This is a genomic window from Aquimarina sp., assembly GCF_977115655.1.
This window is the reverse complement of the sequence record NZ_CDSBKO010000018.1, coordinates 19,799-42,381: the sequence shown is the minus strand read 5'-3', so window position 1 is coordinate 42,381 and position 22,583 is coordinate 19,799. Positions and strand designations below refer to the sequence as shown.

Sequence of the window (22,583 nt, the reverse complement as noted above, 5' to 3'; positions counted from 1 at the left end):
CTTATGAGTTTGTTCCGGAGGTTGTTGTTTTTTCAAAGATAATGAACTCATTTAATAACTAACCTAAATATATACGCCTACAATCTTAATTTATGACAGAATAACAAAACCGTTTATTTGGGGGATAAACGGTTTAAATTAGGCTTAAAGTTACTTTTATATTGCTATTCTATAATTAACTTTCTAACTTGACTGGCAGAAGCCGTTTCTAACAAAATAAAATAAATCCCAGACGGCAATGCTTCCATATTGTAATCAAATGTATATGTATCTTTTTCTTTTCCTGTTCTGGAATTAATTAAGGTATTGTTAACTATATTAAAAATTTTGAGGCTAATATTCTGAGATTTTGACAAGTTCACATCTACTTTAAACCTTCCTGTATTGGTAGGGTTTGGATATACCAAATAATCAATATAACTATTAATTTCAACATTATTTTCGGCTCCTCTTTCTCCTTCAAACTCTTTATCTACAACAACAACTTTTTTAGTAGAAACCGCAGTACATAATCCTAAATATGTTTTCATCGTTATTTCATATTCTCCCGGAGTGTTAAATATCGCTTCAGCATAGTTATTATCTTCAAAGGTTACTTCTGCTTCTTCTGGAAATATCCAATCTACATGATCCGGTATCGGATCGCTATTATCTACAATCACAAATTCTTCTCCTACAAACACTTGCGTAGAAGCAATAAACTGAGCTGAAATTACATCTTCTATTTTATCAATAAATATACTATCCGATGTTACACACCCTTTAGAGTCAGTAACTACTACTTCATAGGTATCTGGTTCACTTATCTTGATTGTTGGTTCTGTACTGTTATACCCATTTGTAGAAGTCCACAAATATGTTGCATTAGGGTCTGTTATAGTTGCATTTAATACAATACTTTGATCTTTACACAAGGTAATGTCTTCTCCTAAATCTACGATTAACTCTTCTGGGCTATCCAGAATTATCTCTTTGGTAATTTGACATCCTTTACTATCAGTTATGACGACATTGTATGTATTTGAGCATATATTGATCAAGTCTTCTCTTGTATCTCCATTATTCCATTGGTATGTATAAGGGGGTGTTCCTCCTGTTGTTTCTAAAAGTATACTCCCGTTACATCCTTCATAACATGTAGGAATTGTAGATATATGACTTACCACTAATGTTTCCGGAGAAATCGTAACAACCTGATTTGCAACATAACATCCTCTTACATCGGTAACCTCAAGACTATATGTGCCTCCTACAACATTTTCTAAAGCATTATTCGTTTCTCCAGTATTCCATACGTAATTATATGGTGCTGTTCCGCCTTTTACCTGAGCTACAATCGCCCAATCTTCACCATCCCCACAATTTTTGAAATCTGTATCGAATGTTATTTCCAATTGATCCGGCTCGTTCAGCTCAAACGTAAGACTTCTTGTCGTTTCTCCGGCTGCATCAGAGATTATCACATAATAATTTCCTGCTCCGATATTTTCTAATACTGCACTATCAACTCCAACCTGCTCATCTGTATCTGCATTATACCATTGATAATTATATTGTTTTGTGTTATTGAATGGTCTCCCGCCCATTGCCAGTGCACTTAATCGTCCTGTTGAAGTATTTCCATGACATGATATAACACTAACCTGGCGAATTGTAGCTTCTAATGCAGGCGGTTCAAATAAGTCTACATCTTTTATAAATAATTCACAATCATTAGTATCTGTTATTGTTAAAGAGTATTTTTCTACACCAACATTGCCAAGAACATTGGTCATACTACTTTGTAACACTCCACCGGTATCTCTCCACTCATAACGATAAGGAGGTGTTCCTCCTCTTATCTCTACAGTAATATTTCCATCCCTGAGCCCATTAGAGGATGGATAATGTCTAATGATATCGCCAAAGACAAACATTGCAAGTGGTTGTTTTACTCTAATTGTTTTTGCTACTGTACAGTTATTAGTATCCTTTATAACAACTGTATAATCTCCGTAGATTAAATCTTTTATATCTTCAGAAGTCTCGCCATTGCTCCATAAATATGTATATGGAGGCACACCGCCACGTACCGTAATATCAATTTCTCCATTAGTCTCCCCCGCACATTTAAGATGCGTTATTGTTTCAGAAACATCTAAGTTTTCAGGTTGAACAACACTATAAGTATCCTTATCTGTGTTTCCGTTTTTATCTGTAACCACTACGGTATAGGTTCCTGCTAAGACCGGAGTTTCTGTAATAGATGTGGTAAACAATATTTTATCAGGATCTGCTTGTTCATACCATTGATAAGTATACTCTCCCACACCTCCATTTACGATTGTTGTTAAAGGTATTATGGTTTTTTCTCCAAAACATTGAATTGCTTGATCATCTGTTAACGGTATAATTGTGACAGTTAATTCTTCTGGCTCTGTAACCTCTTGAGATATTGATATAGTACACCCATTTTTGTCTGTAACCAAAAGTTGGTAATTTCCCCGTTTTAGACCAGAAACATCCTCACTTGATGATGTATATGATGTGTCTTCCAAATTACTCCAATTGTAAATATAAGGTTTTACCCCTCCATTAACATCGAGGCTAATACTACCATTACCTGTTTGGTATCCTGTAAGATGTGTAACCTCGATATTTGATATTTCTAAAGAAGCATCTGGCTGGTTGATTACTACTGCTTCCTTAAGAGTTGTTGTACATAGGTTATCATCAATCACAACTACGTTGTATGTACCTGCGGGCATATCCCGAAGATCTTCTGTTGTAGCTTCAAAATCAGGATCTTCTGCTTTTGTCCAACGATACGTATATGGCAAATAATCCCCTGTATCGGGATTTTTTGGCCCTCCTATTACCGTAACATCAATCCTTCCTGTTTCGTCGCCATGGCACAGGATTTCTGTAAAAGCACTGCTAAGCGTAACTACAAGGTATTCTGGCTGAGTAAGGTCTATAATAGTTTCTGCAGTAGCTCCTTGAGAGTCATTGGTTACTACTTTATAGGTTCCTGCTTTTAGTTTTTCTAAACGATCAAGAGTAACATCTGTATTGATAGCAATATCTCCACTATTTTCTACTCTATACCATCGATATTCAAAATCTGCGGAGGTAGATTCTATTGGATATCCTCCTTTTACTGTAGCTAAAAGTTCTCCCAAAGCATCATCATAACAAAGGATAGGGTTCTTAATCTCTATATCTACCGATATAAGAAGAGGTTGGCTTATTTCGAAAGTTTTTTTGGCTATACAAGCATTGGCATCTTGTACAGAAATCGTATATGCGCCAATCGATAAATTATCTATATCCTTTGTTGTTCTAATAAAACCTGCATCTCCTAGTTTGTTCCAACTATAGGTATATGTTCCTGTTCCTCCTGTAATATCATTCAATATAATACTACCATTAGTACCTCCTACAGTAGTTGTATGTACTATTGATTTTGCGGTAACCTTAATCTCATCTGGTGAGTTAAGTGTAACTGTTTGGGGGGTTGCTATTTCACAACCGTTAGCATCTTTTAACCAAACATCATAGGTTCTCGCCCCTAATTTTTCTAAAGTTAAATTCGTTAGGTCATCTTCTGAAATATATGTCTTTTTATCATCTATAGAAAAATAATAAGGTCTGGTACCTCCACTAGGATTAGCAATGATTTTTCCATCATTACCCAAGAAACATGAAACATGTTTAACCGCAGGAAGTGGTAAAATCAATTCTTTGGGTTCTTCTAGCTTATAAGAAATATCTGTAGATGTATATCCATCCTCTATATGTACACTATAACTACCTGCTTTTATATCTGATAAAGTATTAGAATTTTCATCATTTATCTTTTTGCCATCCTTAAACCATTGGTATGTATATTTTAATGATCCACCTTTTACATTTGCTGTCAATGCTCCTACCTCATTATAACATGGTATACTAATTGTTTCTTTTATAGACACGGTGAGTTCTTCAGGTTCTTCTATCGGTATTACCAATGATCTTACCTCACAATTATTAACATCCTTTACAACGGCAACATAATCACCTGCTGTTAAACCAGAAACAGAGGTGCCAGTATGAGAGGTTAGAACACCATTTCTCTCCCATGTTATGCCATAATCTGGTGTTCCTCCTGCTACATTTATCTCTATTGATCCTTTATTATCATTAAAGATGTTGTTATGTGTTACACCAACAATGCTAATATCTATTCTACTAGGTTGATCTATCAATTGCCTATCAGATATCTCAGAATCACAAGTTATTACATTACGATCTCTTATTCTAAAACGATACCCCGAAGTTGTATTAGCATCTAAGGCAAATACATTACTATCTTGCCAAACCGAAGTAGCTGCACCTGTCCATAATGCGTATTGATACTCTCCGGATTTCCCTCCTATTGCTGTAATGGTTACAGAAGACTTATCTCCATAACACAATATGGGTTGGATATCAATACTGGCAATAGAAATTGGCTGAGGAACATTATCAAACTGAATTCCCGTTTGTTCTGCTCTGCCTCCTCTTTTATCAATAATAACCACATCATAACTACCTAGATTTCCTGTTATTATAGTACCTGTACCATATCCTATACCATCTTTACTCCATGAAACGGTATAGGGTGCATACCCTCCTCTTAAATTAATTATTTCCAGAGATCCATCTGCATCAGAACAATTGGGCTCTTGTTTTTGTATGTCAAATTGTATTGGTAATGGATCTTCTATTTCGGGTAAATTAATTGGTGGAATTGTAGAACATCCTTTTGCATCGGTATATACAATGGTATGGTTTCCTGCCGGAAGATTTGATATCGTTGTACTACTGGCTGTAATTGTACCGCTTGTAAAAGATGTAGAGCCGTTTAAAAAAACTTGATATTTATACATGTATCCCACACCTGTAAATGGGGTGCCACCTCTTACCCTATTTATAGTAATAGTTGCATCTTTTGCATTGGGGACACTGGGATGAACCACTCCATCTGCAAGTATTTGATGCTCGATTTGTGCAATAGCATCTATTGTAACAGGTATACTTTTATTTAGGTCTGTAGCATTATCTTTATCAAAACACCCTCTGGAATCCCTTACTTGTATGTTGTATGTTTTTGGTGGCAACTCTTTAACAGTATAAGGAGATTCTGGTAAAGAAACCCATGTTCTCCCGTTATCCAAACTATATTGATAGCTTCCTGTGCCACCGGAAGCCGTAATTATAATTTGCCCATCCTTACTACCATAACAGACTTCATCTCGTATTTTTTCTGCATCAAATCGTACTCTGGAGGGTGCACTTACAGAAAATAAATACTCGTACTGTTTACAAAAAGGTGTGGCACTATTTCCTCCTCTTTTATATCCGCTAACCTCTATTTTATAGTCCCCTACAGTAATATTTTTTCCAGGTTTGTATTTATACCCCCATGTACTGTTATTAATTTTGGTAAAAGATTTAATATTTGTGTTATTATCGACACTTCGGTATGCGCCTGTTCTAACATCTTTTACCAGTAAATTAATATTAATTGCTTCATGATCCTGTACCTGTCGATCAAAAAACAGTGTAAACTCAGCTGTAGCACTATAGGAACATGCCATAGGCTCTATTTTTGGTACTCTAGCTATTTTTGGCGGTGGTGGTAGATATTGTACTGTTACTGGTGTTACTTTTTTAGGAGAAATATAACAACTTGGGTTTAATCTAATATCTATGTTTTTGGTTAATGCTTTTTTTTGATCTTCTGTATTTGAATATATATCACTAAGTTTTATTGCAACATCAGATCTGCCTCTTACATTGGAAACCAACCTCCATACCGGTACTTCCTCATATTTATCCAGGTCTCCGTTTTCATACTTTTTTAATAAAGCAACAGCTGCTTTCCATTCTATGAGCAGATCTCCACAAGCACCGCCGCTATAATACTTGCAGCTTTCATATCTATATCGTTTATTTTCTTCATCTTTCTTTGCATTTATATATCCAATGGATAACTGTCTTTTTTTATTGATATGATCCAGAAACTCCCATACATATATGTCATTTCCTGATACAAATCCAGATGGTGCTTTTATCCCAATTGCACCATCTGCACACCCTTGGTATATACTGGTATTAGGTCTGCCATCTGCAAAATTTAGTTCCAGATCAGGGGTTATATTGATAGTTGCTTTGCTTCCAGGACCAAATCTCCCCTCAAATATTTCGTTTTTAGTATATGTTTTATAAAAACAATGTGTATCCCCCACAGGTATTCTTTTATTTAAATACCAAGATTCGTTACACTTATCTGATCCCGGTTTTTTATTTCTTTTGATAGTGGCACTATATATAGTAATTTCCCTAATTCTTTTAGATATAGGTATTTTTTTAGAGTAATCAAAATCCTTATTCATTACCCCTACAGTATTGAGCGGTTTATTTAAAAGATAATCCCTGGTACCATCCTGATATACCAAAACAATATTCATTAATCCATTTCCTTTTGCATCTGTACAAGTTGCAGACAATTTTTTTGCTCCTCCATTTATAGTTATATGCCCTTTTATATTAACAGTATATGTTTGGGCAGATATCTTAATTGAGGTTAATACTATTATTAAAATAAATATTATCTTTTTCATAGTTTATGGTTCTAATAATTTACTTCAATTTTTTTTAATGGTGACTTGGCTCCCGAGTTAAACACGGCTTGCAAAATATATGTGTAATTGGTGTTCACCTTTACATTACTATCAAGAAATTTTTGATCATGATCGTCTTTAAACACCTTGTACAAGGTTGGTTTTGTTTCTTCTTCTGCCCTATACAGGACATACTCTACTACATTATTTTCTGTATACTTCCAGTTTAACGAGATTTCTTTTTCTTCTCTATTTACCAATGCCAAAAACTTATTAATTTCGGGTTTTATGTGAGTATCCGGCAAACTAATAGTTAAAGGGGTTACCGGCTCTGATTCTAATCCTGATTTGTCTATAGTAACCAACGTATATAAATATGTAAGCATGGGTCTTGCACTAACATCTTTATATTTACTTTCTGGAATCATAGTCTCGGCAATGAGCTCCCAGGGAGTATCTTTTCCTTTTTCTTTTCGATACACTATTGTTTTTTCTGCATCTGCACTACTACTGGTTACCCAACTTAATTCGATGCCCTCTTGGTCTGTGGTAAAAGATTTAAAAACCGGTTTGGTTGGGGGGATGACGTCGGGTTTTTTTAGCATGATTACTTCAGAAAATGCTGAGGGGTTATACCGTTTGTCAAATGCTTGTACTTTATAAAAAACTTTATCGTTTAGTGTCTTTATATTTACTGTATCTACAATTTCGCTTTTTGGAATAGGACGAAAAGTAATCTGAGTAAACTCTTCTTCCTCCAGATTTGCTTTAAAAACACGGTATCCCAAAAAATCTGTTTCCGTATTTCTATTCCATTTTAATTGTACTACTCCTGTAGAATCAATTATTCCTGTTATCCCAAAAGGTACTGCTGGTGGAATGTCATCTACGGGCTGCACCATTTTTGGAAAAGAAGTTCGTTTTGTTCCGTCCAATCCTACAGCGGTTATAGTAAAATAGTTTATTGCATCCAGGTTTTTGTAGTTGATGGTCCTGGTGTTTTTTGAGATATTAGGCACTACCACCTGATAGTTTTCTTTAAACACATCAGATCGGCTTAACTCAAAATATGCTGTAGATCCCATCCCTTCATCCGGAAACTCCCATATAATCATTGCCGTGCTATTATCCGGCATTAATTTGGCTTCGGTTATGGCGGGGCCGTGCTTTAGTGCTTTTGTTCCTTTACCAATAAATACTTTTGAAGTTGGTCCTACTTCTCCAAAAGGAGAAATTCCTTTTACCCTATAATAATATTCTTTATTATTTTCAGAGATGCTATCGATATAAAACATTCTGTTTGAAGGGTTTTTATCGTTTTCATTTAGATTTACAATGGGTTTATCTGTTAAAGCATTGTATGTACTCCCTTTATCATCAGAGCGCTCAATCATATAATTGGAATATTGATTTTTTAGAAGTGTGATATCCCAGCTCAACATTATATTTTTATCTCCAGAAATACCAATGAGATCTTGTGGTTTGGGCAAAGGTTTATAATCACTTAACCCCATATATACTCCGCCAAAGTCAATTTTTATTTTTTCTGAAGGAACTGCTGCATATACCCTATAGAGATAACGTTCATTTGGTTTTACATCTGTGTCTTTATAGGCCAATCCTGAATATTTTGCTACTTCATAATCCTGATCTGCTGCAAATAAAGCAAAAGAGAATCGTTGTTCTAATCCTCTTGCCTGATTAATAATAGCCATAACATCATTGCCTCCCTCTTCTAACGATACGTCAAAATCTTCTCCGTAAATTGCTTGTGCGGCTATAGCTGCATGATCATTAGTATTCACAAAATCTTCCCACTGTATCATTGGCTTTGGTACTATAGGGGTTGTGGTTATTTTTTTTACAATGGGGTCTTTTAATAACTGACTCCCTATTGCAACTGTAGTGCGCTCTATAGTATATCCGTATGTATTACCATATTTCCATCCCAAAGGAGTATTAGCTGCCCACCTGAGCATAATAGCATTTTTGGTTACTGTTCCTATAACTTTTACAGCGGCTTTTTGATCGCCTACAGGCTTTTGTGCTGCTCCTTGAAATGGTAACATACCGATAACTCCTACAATATATATGTAGATTATAAATTTATTCATAAAGCATATTGGTAAATTTTATAATTTCGTTTCTTCCTTTTTTTACCTGCCCCGGTAATATATATTGGAGTTTTGTTTTATACTTTCCACTTTTCATTAATGGTAACGGATCTATAATCAATTTAGAATATTTAGATCTTACTTCCCATGGCAGGTTAGAATTTACTAATTGATATCGTAGATCTTCATAGTCTTTATAGTAGTAATACGTTAAATTATATCTGTATGGGTTATACTCGCTAATTTCGCCTGTATACTTATTTTCCAGATAAGTAAGATACCATGCCATAGGTTCTACTCCTTCTAATGGAGGAACACTAACTTTATCGGTTTTTCTGGTTACAGAAAATGTACCTTCCAAGGGATAGTTTTGATATAACAACGGATAAATTTGTTTCTGATAATATGAATCATCAGGAATTGCCCGTGCCATAACAAGTGGAATATTTCCTGAATATTTATTTCCCACCAATTCTGTCAAATCAAAAGGTTCTATTGGATCGATAGTTGTATATAAAACCAAACCATAAGGGTAAGGAACATACTCATACAAATCTTTGTTTTGCTTTAGGGCATTCATTTTTTTATGAAAAGTGGTGTATTGGCTTGTTTCAAAATCAAAAACCAATACTTTTCTTTTTTCACCATTTACGAGTACTCCTTCTATTTCTTTAGATCTAATTTCTATTTTATTTCCTGATTCTTCACCTCCTATATCTGCAGACCTGTAAGATTCTTTAACATTATCTGCTATGTTAGCTGTTGAAGGGTTTAAAACAATCTGTACCGTATATTTTGAGTCTGTTGCCATTTCTTTGGGCAAGCCAAAAGTAATTTGTTTATCTCCTTTGTTATAGCTGAATTTTTCATTCATTTTTTCCCCCATAGTACTCTCCATAACCATCGTCTTATCCCAATTGGCCCCACCTTCAAACAAATAAGATTGCCCTCTCTTCAATTTTATATATCCTTTATCGTACTCTTCTATAAAGAAGTTTTTTTGTTCTATCGCAGGGTACATATACGCTATATTGTTTAATGGTATGCTTTCCGGGGCAGTTCCTGTGGTAAAATTAACCTCCTTGGATTCAAGATATGCTTTGCCTTGATCTTCTATTGTTTCCCAATTTCCATTTCTATACTCTTCAAAATGTAGTTGAACATAGGCTTTAAGGTTTGTATTTGGAGGCAATATCTCATGAGAGTAAAATACTACCAAATCATTATTATCATTCCACTCTATCTCTCCTGCAATTTGCTCTTCGTTTTTGGTTACTTCAAATTTATCCATTAGGATACGATATTTTCGATATCCTGTATCATCCTGTAATTCAAACACTTTATTTATTTGTAGATTAAACGCCACTTGTGGTGCTGCAAATACATCCACATCTACAGTTTCTTCTTTTGGGGACATATCCCCAATTACTACAATCCCATCAAGAGCTCCTGCACCATCGATTTCACATTTTTGCCCTATTTGCACTTTAAACCTAAAGCTTCCTTTTACCAATCCTCCCAATATATTATAATTTCCTGCTAGGTATCCTCTTAACCATATCGGGTTAGGTAATTGAGCTTGCAAGAGCACTGCTCCTCCTCCACTAAAAATGGATACCTTTTTCTTTTTTCCAAACAGTCTAACTTTAAGCCCTACTTCTCCTTGCATATATGCATACGCTTGCCCTGTAGAATACCATCCATTTAACCCTATTGGTCCAGAAGATCCTTTACAATGCGCTTCTCCATAATCTTTTAACATAAAATCAAAACCAATTCCTGCATCAAATCGTGCATAAAGAGCCAGAAAACGAAGATCTCCCGTACTTGTACTAAAGTTTGCTCCAAAAGCCATTCCTCTACCTGCTCCCAATGTATTAAGATCCCTGTTGGCATCTAATTGCGCAGCTTCAACACCTAGCAAGTCAGCTAAAATTTCTGGTGGTGGTGCGCTATTAGGTATGTTATCTCCTGCCATAAAGTAACTCTCTGTTCTCATGCTTGATCCAAGCAGTTTTAACTCTACTCCCAGGGGATCGGTTGGTGTTCCTGCCAGAATATGCCATTCGTCTGGCCCTATATATATATCCATCCATCCTGCACGACCATTTGGTCCTATTCCTTTTAAAATTCCAAAATTGACATATAACTCTGCTGTAGAATGAAATATGCCATTTACAAAATCATATCCAATATATACGTCGCCGCTTATTGCTGCAGTAGGGCTTTGCGCAGGGATTTCTAATCCATTAGCCAAGCTTCCTAATTGATCATTAAGTTTATCATAAAAATCTATTGGCAGGTCTGCTATTAATTCACCATGACCTTTAAAATATATCTCTTGTAATCCTCCTGAGTTTAAGAATGATATACCAAATTCTACTGTTGCATGAAATAATTCTTCTGAGTTTTGAGTTATAATTCCTACTGTGGCTTTCAGTCCAAACCCATTTTCTTTATAGGGTTCATAAATTACTCCAGAAGTAGAAGCCCCGATCATATTATAGGCAGCGTCTTCCTCGTATGTAACTCCTGCCATTTTCATGTGGTTATAAACCCCTCCTCCAAAAGAGTTTAATGCAAAACCTGTAAAAATTGGTATTCCTGTTGGCAGAGTCACCTGAGCATCTGCAAACCAATATCTAAACTCAGGAGTACGTCCGAATAATGCCTTAGCTTCAACCTCCAATTGCATCCCTGTACTAAATTTGGCTCCTACAGCCCCAGCAAAGCCTGTTCCGTAAATCGGATCATCTTCAAAAATAAATATAGCTCCTTTAAGTTCTGTTCCCGCAACTTCCATCTTAACAAACAGTCGTTCCAAGTCTATACCATCATATTTCCAATGATCTCTACCATTATCGTTTTCTTCTAATTTAGCTTTAATAGCTAACTTAGCTCCTCCACCATTACCTCCATCACTTTCTGAAGAAAGATTGACATTAAAATCAAAAATAAGTGCTGCTTTATTTCCTGATCGTGTTCTTAATCCAATTTCGTTAACTGTTATCGGGAAATTTGCCAAACTCATTTTACCCTTGTATCCAAAATAGGATACAGAAAATTTTGGGGATTCTGTTTGTAATAACATATTTTCGAAAACAATCCCTTTAAAATCGACTGTTTTATCTCCAGAAGAACCGGATGATGATTTATTTAATCCGGATTGAATACTAACTGAGCCATTAAGGTTTGCCTTGGGTCTAAATTTGTCGTCTTTAACTTTTATTTCTATATACGAATCTTTGGTCAAAGAAACTTTGGCGTTCCACACATCAAAATTAAGTTCTTTGGTACTGGTGACCCGCAAGCTATATTCATCGTCTGGTCGAATAATTGCATCATATTTCAACCGGTCCAGTTCTGAAACCGGCAAAAGCATTTCGCCACTAAATTCTCCTGCTTTCAGGCTGTTGGTTTCAATATCCAAAAGAAAGCGATCTAAAGAAAATTTCCATTTTGATGCTGATCCTTCGTCTATTGTCAATATGTTTTTACCTTCAAACCTTCCTGTTATTCCTTTTTCATCTATAATAAGATTAGAAGCTCCAAAAGTTACTCGTTTATCACTATTATTTTTACGAAAAGATTTAGGCAACAGAACTTCTAATGTGTTTATATAAACTCCTCTCCATAATGCAGAATCCTCTGTATAATATTTATTTAAATAATCCCCAGGCATTGCATCATCGTTACGTAAATCGCTAAAATCAAATATGGCGGTATTAAGTTTAAAAGTGGTTCCTTTTATCCCCTTGATTCCAAATTCGGGTAATGAAATATTAACTATAATATCATTCCAGTCGCTTACAACTGTTTTAAAGTTTCCTTCTACATATCCTAATTTTTCTTTGCCATTTTGATCTACCGGATATAAAAACCCATTAGAAAATCTTAGATTAGCATCTATTCCCAGTTCTTTAAACCCAGAACAGTCTATAGTTGCATAGGTTCCTGGTTTTTCGAAGCTACCATTAAGGGTCACCAGTGCCTGACCATTGTTAATGTTAAAAGTAAATTGAGAGATCAGATTAAGTTTGGCATCTCCAATAATTCCTCCTTCATGAGAAAGTTTTATATCAGATGCTCCTAAAATGAGTACTCCTCTTGCTGTTTCTACTTTTAGAAAAGCCGTAAGCTCTGTATAGGCCGGTTTAAAAACTGCTTTTGCTATCCCAACGGTATATTTTACATTGCTTATTTCTGTAGGACGAATGGCAACGGGTAATTCTTTCAGGCTATCATCAGAAAGTAAATCAACATAATTTTGGGTTTCTTCGATTATAGCAAATGCTTTATTTGCCATATCCAACCATTTTTTATTTACTTCGGCATCAACTGTATTAAATAGAAAGCCTTCTTTGTGTTCTAACCTTAATGATTTATTTTTTACTGGTATCTCATCATATCGTTTAAGAGATTCAAAATTTCTGAGAAACTTTACTGGTTTTACAGTTATTTTTTCTTTAGCCAGAATGGTTATACTGTCTTTAACAGGTCCTGTATTTTTAATTTTTGTTTTTCCTGTTTTTATGCTTGTAGTATTATATTCGTCTTTTGCTAGCAAACTAGTTGTTAACAGACAAACAGATATGAATATTACAATATGTATAAGTTTATTCATGTATTTAGAGTCAAGTTAATTTAACAATCTTTACAGGTTTTATCCTTTTTATAAAATTCTATCTATTATTATTCTTCTATATTCTGGTACAATATTATTTATATTCTCTTTATTAAAAATCACTGAAAACAGTGATCTTAAAAAACATAGGGCTTGTTCTCTTATAATCAAGTAATATCCTAACACACAATCAACTCATGGATACACACTTAATGATTTTTGCAAAACCATTAAGTGTATCCACTATGTTAATTCAACTTTTGTTTTATAATGCTATTGAAAAAGTATATCGTTCTGGAAATTATAAAATAGATTTGTGGTATTTTTATCTGAGGCAGAACTCACATCCAGTATCATATATCCTTCATTAATAATTTTTTCGCACCATTGTTGATTTGCCTTATACAGTAATGTTTTTGGTAATTCACTAGCTTTTATTTCACCATTTTCATCGGTAGTATATATGTTATTTTTATTTCTAAAATCATCTAAAAGCTCCTTCCATGTATAAGATTTACCATCTATCATGAATGTTTTTGAATATTGCGAGGCTTCATTAAAAGTTTCTACCTGTTTTGCTTTTAATAGTTCGATTTTTGAAATAATCTTATTTGCATTTCCTTTTTGCTCATCTATACTTTTAATAGTTTTGCCTACAATAGCTATCTTTTCTTTCAAGCCTTTCTTAATTTTATTGATCCTCATATCATCAATACGATCTCCTGCTGTAACATCTATACTATTGATATCTTTAAGTTCAATACCTATATCATCTCCATTTTGAAGGATTTTGATATTTGCTGTTTTAGACTGGCTTTTTACTGCACCTTCTGTTAGGTATTTTTTATTTCCAACAAGCTTTCCTTTAACAATACGGGCTATTTCTTCTTTTTTTCCATCAACCAGAGTGATAATTTTAACATCCCCTTCCTTTATTCCGCTAATGCTATATTTTAATTGTAGGTTCTCAGGAAATAGTTCATCTGCAAGCCTGAATCCTTGAATAAGATTTTGTTTACTTGCATCACTTCCTTCACTTATCAATTTGTTTAATCCTTTAAATCCGGATTCTTTCTGGTATTCAAACCTTTTACTAATTTTAGCCAGTGCTTCTAGATTATCATTTTTGTTTCTTGTTTTAGAAAAAGGCTTTAGTACTTTCCATGCATCGATTAGATCATGTTTTAAAATAAAATCTGGACGAGCAATTCCTGGTTTAAATTCAAAATCCTTAGTTAACAGAACAATATCCGTATCTGTTAAATCCATCAATTTATCTATTAGTTTAGAGTCTTTAGGTATCGTATTGGTCCATTTTTTAAAATCTTCTATTCCTTCAATATTATCAATTTTGGCTCTTAGTTTTCCTAAATTAGTAACAGGCATACTTCCTATTTTTAAACTTAGATCATCTAAATACTTGTTTATTGTACTTCTAGAGTTTTGACTTAAATCTGGTATGGCATGAACCTTTTTACGAGTGCCCATCAGAAACTCTGATACATCGGATACATCTTTTATGTGCCCTGGCATAGACAGATACATCCCTAACACCGCTAATCTTGATCTTGTGTCTGCATCTATGGTACTTTCATCTAGTGCTGTTGTAACAATGTTTATCCCAGAGCCTATTATGCTGGAAGTATAGGCTGCCTTAGCCAAACGGCTTCCCATAGTAAAAGTTAGTTTTGCTGCTCCTACCCCTATAGCAAAAGATACTATATCGGTAGTTAACCATGCACTTTCTTTTGCTACTGTATTAGTATTATTATTGCTAATTGCTAAAGCATGAATAATAGGCATCGATAGTACCTGACCTTTTTTGAACTTATGATTTAAGAAATTGAAATCATCAACAACATATATTAAGACCTCTTGATTATACTCTATTTCTTTTCCATTTACCTTTACAAAATTCTTTTCATCTCTGGAAACAAATATGTTATCATTTTTGAACTGAAAAATATTTTGCTCTAACTTTATTACATATCTATGATTAGAATTTATTAAGTCTTTCTCTTTCAGGATATCTTCTATATCTTCTTTTTTAAGACGGTTCACCTTTTCTGAATTGGTAATATATTCTCCAAACCAAGCTAAAAATTTACCTAATCGATCTCCAGATAGTTCTTTATAGATTTTATAAAGTCCAATTTCTTCAATAGCACTGATTAGGGTATTGTTTTTGGTTCTAAAGCTGAGTGCTATTTTTAATAATGCATCATTTTGTAAATCTTTGTATATAGGTTTATCTTTTACCGGTTTGGTTATTATATTTTTTAGTACCGCTATCTTTTTATCCGGATCAACACTTCTTAAGGATTTTGCATTTTCGTTTTTGTTGATATGATCTATTATTTCCTGATATTTTTTATCAACACTGGCTATAGTTACAGTATCCCAAAAATCTTTATTCAATTTTTTATATTCTTTGAGGAATATTTTATATTCTTCTCTAAATTTCTTGAAAAAATCCTGATATGGTTTTTTAAGCAGCTCTGTATTTTTTATGTTATCTCTATCATATTGCCCCGTGGCATTACTAAGTACATATGCCCAAAAGAATTTGTTTTCTGCATTTATGGATTCTTTAGAATCATTTAACTTATAATCATACGGTAACACCCAGGATTTACTTCCCACAGATTGTACTGTACCATTATCTAGGCTTATAGTTTCTGATTGTGTAAATTTTGAAAACGCTTCTCTGTTCCTATCCCTGTCTTTTGCTATTTCATAAATAATTTTATAATCCTCCAAATGTTTACAATCTGAAATCAGCATTTCTGCAAACAATTCTACAATTGCCTGTATATCACTTTTATTAGAATAATCGTTTTTTAATGATGAAAAAATAGTAACTAACGATTTCTGTGCTTCTTTATCTTTTTTGAATTTATGGAAAATGTGAAAAGTCTCCTCGAACGTTTGTTTTATTATTTTATTGATTATTTGCCATTTACTATGGTCTGTTTCTAATTGTGCTGTAAGTTCTCCTATTATTTCTATAAATTTTTTAGATTCTTTTTTGCTATCTAATTTATCATAAAGAATTTGAAACATAGTTTCATCCTTTATCTTAGTATCTGTTATTGTAGAAAGAAAATACTCCTTATCCATTGTAGCTAAAGCATCGATTATAGTATAAACTGCTTTTTCTTCATTCGTCAGTTTTTCATCCATATTGCACGATAACAATATTTCTAAAACCGTCCATAGCTTTGATGCATCTATCGTTTTTACTATATGTTTATCAGGTATTTCTGAGAAATATAAATCTACATCATTACAATTTGTTTTTGATTGTATTCCTTCTTTTGGAAATACTTCATCATCAAGATATGTTATAATTGATTTGGAAAATTCTGTTTTTGAAAAGAGATTAGATGTAGTATCAGTTTGTAGATAGTTATAAAATTTTTCAATATCTTCATAATGATCAAATTCAAAAACAAAAACATCTTTTGTTTCTCCTTTTAAAGTTAATTCATAAAAAATATTATATATCCCTACTCCTACTATTTCATTTTTTTCAATCTTAATATTATTATCAATTTTAGATATTTTAATTTCCTTACTTAGATCATTAGGTTGCGAGAGCAATTTAAATGTCAACTCATTATCCTCAGATGTTTTTAACTTATACTCTCTTTTATCTAAACCATATACTGTGATGCTATTGTTACCGTTGCTTATTTCTCTAGCAGTAAATTCCTTCCACTTTAGGACATCATTACCTCCATTGATATTAGTTTTTATATGTTTTAATACAACTAACATTTTCTCTTTCATAGTTTTCAACTTCTTGGTACCATCAACACTCTCCCCTTCTTCATCTCCCTGAAACCAATATAGTTTAAATCCGGGGGCAAATATTTTTTTCCAATCCATGTGGTTAAAAACGGTTCCCTGATTATAATCCATCAAAAACCCTGTGCTTCCTTCGGGAGTACCATACTCACTAAATGGGTGCTTTAACCCAAAAACCCCATGCCCTAATTCGTGAGCTATGGTTATAGCATCATCTTTGGATTTTTTAAATATATATCCAAACTGTCGCTTAAGAGGCATAAATCCGTCTATCTCTTCTTTGGTTGTAGAATTAACCCCCTTAAAATCTGTTACAAAAACATAGTACGCATCTTTTTTATAAGTGCTTTTGGTTTTGAAATATGTATTAATTGCCATCTCTTCTTTACTATAATGAGAGAGAACACCACTATCCCCTGCATTAACCTCATTATATGGTTCTTCTATATCCCATATACTTTCGGGTATCTGTAAGCGTTCTCCAATAGTAATATTAAAATTAGCTCCTGCTCTACTATAGATTTCCTTAATTTTTCTTTCTACAGCCCTACTTATAATAATATTGTTTACAGGTACTAATACTATATTAATATCTGTAAATTCTTTACTGCCTAAATGAATTACATTAAGGACTCCTGCTATGGTATGTTTTTTGTTTTTTTCTTTGGGCTTTACAGTTGCCAATATTTTGGTCACTGCATAATCAAATGTTTTTTCGAGGGTTAATGTCGCCACATTTCCATTCCATGTTGCAGGGATCAAAACTCCACTTTTTGTTTTAAATATAATATCTTCTGTAGTAATAGATGTATCCTTAAAATCTGCATAAGCCGTTACAATGTCGTTTCCATTAGTATTTGAAATCGCTTTAAAAGCCGGGGTATATGTACCACCTCCTACTATCGGAACAGAAGGATATAACTCTTCTATTCCTAAAACACTTTCTGCTCCTTCTGGCAATTCATCAAAATAATAGTACCCAGAATTTTTAAACGTTACAAGTACTCCTGTTGCTGAAATCTGAAGAATATCACCTCCTTCTACTCCTTCAGTATTATTACTATCAGAAGCACCTTCTTCAGCAATTTCTCCTACTTCCTTAGTGTTACCTTGTTCGTCCACATTCCATACTTTTCCTTCAGAGTCAACCACTTGTATATCCTGACCGCCGGGAATGATAGCTTCTTCTTCATTAACGCCTGTTATAACGACCGCTCCATGTTCATTAATTCTAATATCTTTTATGGCAAAACCAACTTCTACTTGTGTGGTTTCCCCTTGATCTCCATTGATCACTTCTACTACATCAGTGTTAACATCTACAGTCATCGTTTCTCCCTCTCCTAATTCGGGATCATAAAGGGTTATAATTTCACCTTGCGCCAACTGACTATCTGTATTAATTAAAATATTATTGAACTTTACTCCAAAACGAGCAAATTTTAAATATGGGATCGCCACATATCCTCTTCCTGTAATTCTTCCTTCAGACTGGCTTTCGATTTCTACCAATGTTACCACAAAGTCTCCTGCTGTAATTCGGTTTCCGATATCTAGCCCCGGGTGTGGTTCTCTATTAGTTATGGCAATAGCATCTGGCACAATCCCACAATTGTAATTCGCGGTTTCATCTTGTGCTGTCTCTGTAGTGATTTCTTGTATGTCTGAGTATTCTCCGTATTGATATTTACATTTCCCTTTTACCTTATATTCATAAGTTGTTCCTGATTTTAAATCCCATATTGTGGCCCAACTACTATTGGTTTTTATTGTAAACCAATAGGCATTAGCTTTGTTAGCTTCCCTATATGCTATGGTATATTCTTGGTACACAGACGGGTCTTCATCCCAAAAAACATTGATCTTTGATATTCCTTTAGGCTCTGCATACACATTGAAAGGAATACTACATGGTGATGTTCTCGAAAACCAAAACACCTCACTGTAACCTCCGTTTCTAAACAGACCAATCTCTTCGGCTCCTTGTATTGCTTTGGCTTTTACTCTCCATGCATAACGTTTTTCTGGTAGTAATAAAGGTTGTGCCGGACCATATATAAATGATGTGCCTCTGATTGTTGTTTGAAAAACAGGAGGCAATGATAAAAAAGCCGTTTGTGGATCTACAAAATCATCCCAAATCTCTACTATGCTAAGTTCGTATTCTACGTTGCTTACATTAATATGTCTTGGTGTCCATTGAAAAACAATATTATCTACTTCTGAAGGTTCAATATTGGTTTCTTTGAGTGGCAAGTTTAATATTGGCGGTTCATTTTTAAGGATATAAGTTGTTGTACAAGTTTTTGAAGACAAGCGATTACCTGTAGAATAGTCATACACCTCAAAGCAGAAATCAAAGCTTCCCTCGGGAATACTGCTTCCATAAATATTGGGGTTAATTCCCTGTATATTTTGAAGTTCAAAATATGGGGCTAATTCTGTATTTGTCAATACCATAGGAATGCCTCCGTCTATAAATAACGACGAAGCACCTACAATCACATCCTTGCTTTCAAAAGCAATACCATTACCTTCAAAATATACTTTTAAACGAATTTGCTCGTTAGTAATGGTTATATCATTAAGTAATAACTGTACGCGTAATGGGCTATTGATTGTAGTCCCATCTGCATAGTTATAAAAATTTACAGGTACTGGTGGATTAACTTGTGGAACAATAGTTATGGGAAATCGCTGTGCAATAACCTGACCAGAACCATAAAGTATAATAAACAGTAAAAGAATAAGTTTCTTCATAAATTAGTTTTTTTCAATATATTTTAAATCAAATTTATCTGGACTTGTATAGTTAAGAGATTTTTTCAGGTAAAAATCGATGATTTGGGTAATCATATATAGTTCGATTTTTTGTTTACCTTCTTGTTTATCCATCATACGGAAAATATTATCTTTTTCTTGCTCCATTATTTCTCTAAGAAATTCATCGGGGTTTTCAACTTTATCTATGGTGGTATAGCTTTGAATAATCGGAAGCGTCCATCGATGTCCTATCAATCTGGCTAACGCATTCTTTGAATTTTGCTCTAACTCTGCATATTTCTTTTTCAAAGCTTCATGAGCTTGTACACGCTCTTCCACAGTTTTATTATGTAAACTATGATTATCCACTGCTATTTTAGCTCTTACAAAACCTTTTTCAAAGGCATAATCCAAACGCAACATATCTTTTCTTAACTCTGTAAGCATTTCAAAAACCAACTGATTATACCCTGCAAGAAAATCCTCATAACTATATAACTCTTTCAGAAAAACAATGGCTTTTGGCTTATATTCTTTTGCTTTTCTTTCGTCTGCAACTGCCAGACGTAATATAGTAAGCTCTTGTTTTTTATACTCAGGAATATGATCAAAGTGAGAATGCTTTTGAAGATCTGCCAATTGCCCATCAATTTGATCCATTGTACCTTGGTATAACGAATCTCTATACCTGAATTCTAAAATCTCATCACTTCTGAATTTTCTTCCTTTTTTTGGCCTTTTCTTCTTTTCTTTTTTATGCTTTTTTAGGAGTTTTAATTTAGGTTTGAACTTATCAAAAGTATAGTTATAACCAAAAGTTACTGTTAGATCTGTACTAGATGTTGTAGCACTTCTAAATTGGGATAATGCATTAAGGTTAAAGTTATGTTTCTTACGATATGTATAGTTACCACCAACTCTTATATTAGTAACTTCTCCTTGTTTCTCTCCATTATTTCTACTCTGATTATAGCTAACCGAGCCAGTCACTCGCAATTTTTTATCAAAATATTTTTTATTCACCGATACCATAGGACCGTATGTCAAACTGTTATCTACCCCAATTGTACTATAACTTGCATTTACCGAAGCAGAAATATTCAGATCAATTAATGGATAACCTAATGTATATGACATATTTCCATTATAGAAGTTAGACTCCCCATTTTCTATAGTATGCCCGTCTTGTTTGTTTGTTGCGTTTTGAAAAGACAATCCAATACCAAGATTTCGGTTTTGTGTTTCTGTATCTTTTAATATGTAATTGGCATTAAGATTAGCATTCTGGGATATTTGCTGAAAATCCAGTGTATCCAGGTTATCCGAAAGAGAAACTTCGTTGATATAATCAAATTGATTCTTGATATTGGTAAATGATTGAAAATTAGAATACCCCCCTGTTACACTTAGTTTTTCTGATGCATTATAGTTTACATTTATGGCACTTACTACTCGTTGTAGTTGTGTGCTTTTTTTGTTCTCCAAATCATCTCTCTGTAAACCAGCATTAAAAGCAATGCTAATTTTATCCCCAAACAAATTTTGACTGGCATTAAGAGTTATGTTTTCCAGATCATTATTAAAAAAATAGGCTCCTAATGTTCTGTATTCCGGATCTATATATTCATACCCGACACCCACTGTACCATGTCCTACAGGATAAGAAAAATCAATATTATATGCTTTATAATTTTGGGTAGTAGAATTATTTTCAAGCAATGTTGACAACAAAAAAGAACCTTCTTTTTTATCTTCAGAGTTTGTGTTCTCTGTTATTGCAGATGAAGCTACCTCGGCATGAATTTCTCCTTTATCAAAAAGTTTTACTTTTCCTTCAAAACTTACCACTACATTTTCTTTTGGCTGTAATTCTAATTCTATTGGAAAAGGGTTCCTGACAGAGTTTTTATCATCAGAGGCTTTGAAGAAGATCGCCCCGATGAAAACCTTTTCAAAATCATAAGAAACTTTAAAGCCGTATCCCATTCTTTTATATGCAGGTTGGGATTGAGGATCGTCTGGATTATATTCTGATTCCTTAAGTAATCTACCATACATTGCGCTAATCTTAAAAGGTCCCTCCGGAGTAAAATCTACACCAAAACCAGTAAATTGATGAGCATTTAAAGTATATGGAGAAAATGTCATACTTACATCTCCAATATGTGTCGTTACCCATTTATAAGATGGATGTATACTCAACCTGTTAAAAGAAAAAGGATTACTACTTTGAAACTTTTGGTTAGAATAAGAAAAGGAAACAGGAATATTATATACCCCACTAATATTCAGATTAACATTTCCTGTCAGAAAATATGTAAAAGGCTCTCTGTTAGATTGTCCATCATAAAAGATTGCATTTGCTGCCATACCACCTGTTAACTTAAATAATTTTGCTTTTCCTATTTGGCTTAAATCCTGACCAGATGCAATAGTTACGAAGCAAAATAAAAAAGTGAAACACAGTATTCTTAGGATTGCATAACTATATTTTCCTAATAAAAAACCTACTACATTATTCTTTTTCAACGTGATATCCAAAAAAATAAAATACTTTTAATAAAACTTCTTAACACTATTTACATTTCAGATATACCATCAATAAAATTAAGGATATGCTACATTTTTACTAGCACGCACATGTAT

The 22,583-nt window shown here is 33.7% G+C and carries 5 protein-coding genes; all 5 read right to left on the bottom strand.

The genetic code is table 11. The annotated features are described in order from the left end of the window. Positions 1–164: 164 nt before the first annotated feature. The gene (locus ACZIYX_RS09620) at positions 165–6,626 is read right to left on the bottom strand and encodes a T9SS type A sorting domain-containing protein (protein ID WP_462682013.1); all 6,462 of its coding nucleotides are present in this window, start codon (positions 6,624–6,626) and stop codon (positions 165–167) included. Between the two features lie 11 nt (positions 6,627–6,637). Further along, a complete protein-coding gene (locus ACZIYX_RS09615) occupies positions 6,638–8,740 on the bottom strand; it encodes a hypothetical protein (protein WP_462682012.1) in 2,103 nt (700 codons plus the stop codon). Then, on the bottom strand, positions 8,733–13,364 hold the full coding sequence (locus ACZIYX_RS09610) for a hypothetical protein (RefSeq protein WP_462682011.1): 4,632 nt from the start codon (positions 13,362–13,364) through the stop codon (positions 8,733–8,735). Before ACZIYX_RS09610 ends, ACZIYX_RS09615 begins: the two co-directional genes overlap by 8 nt. Before the next feature lie 273 nt (positions 13,365–13,637). Then, positions 13,638–19,934 carry a fibronectin type III domain-containing protein gene (locus ACZIYX_RS09605; RefSeq protein ID WP_462682010.1) on the bottom strand — a complete coding sequence of 2,099 codons (6,297 nt, stop codon included), beginning with the start codon at positions 19,932–19,934 and terminating at the stop codon, positions 13,638–13,640. A gap of 3 nt (positions 19,935–19,937) precedes the next feature. After that, the gene (locus tag ACZIYX_RS09600) at positions 19,938–22,466 is read right to left on the bottom strand and encodes a TonB-dependent receptor (protein WP_462682009.1); all 2,529 of its coding nucleotides are present in this window, start codon (positions 22,464–22,466) and stop codon (positions 19,938–19,940) included. Positions 22,467–22,583: the final 117 nt, after the last annotated feature.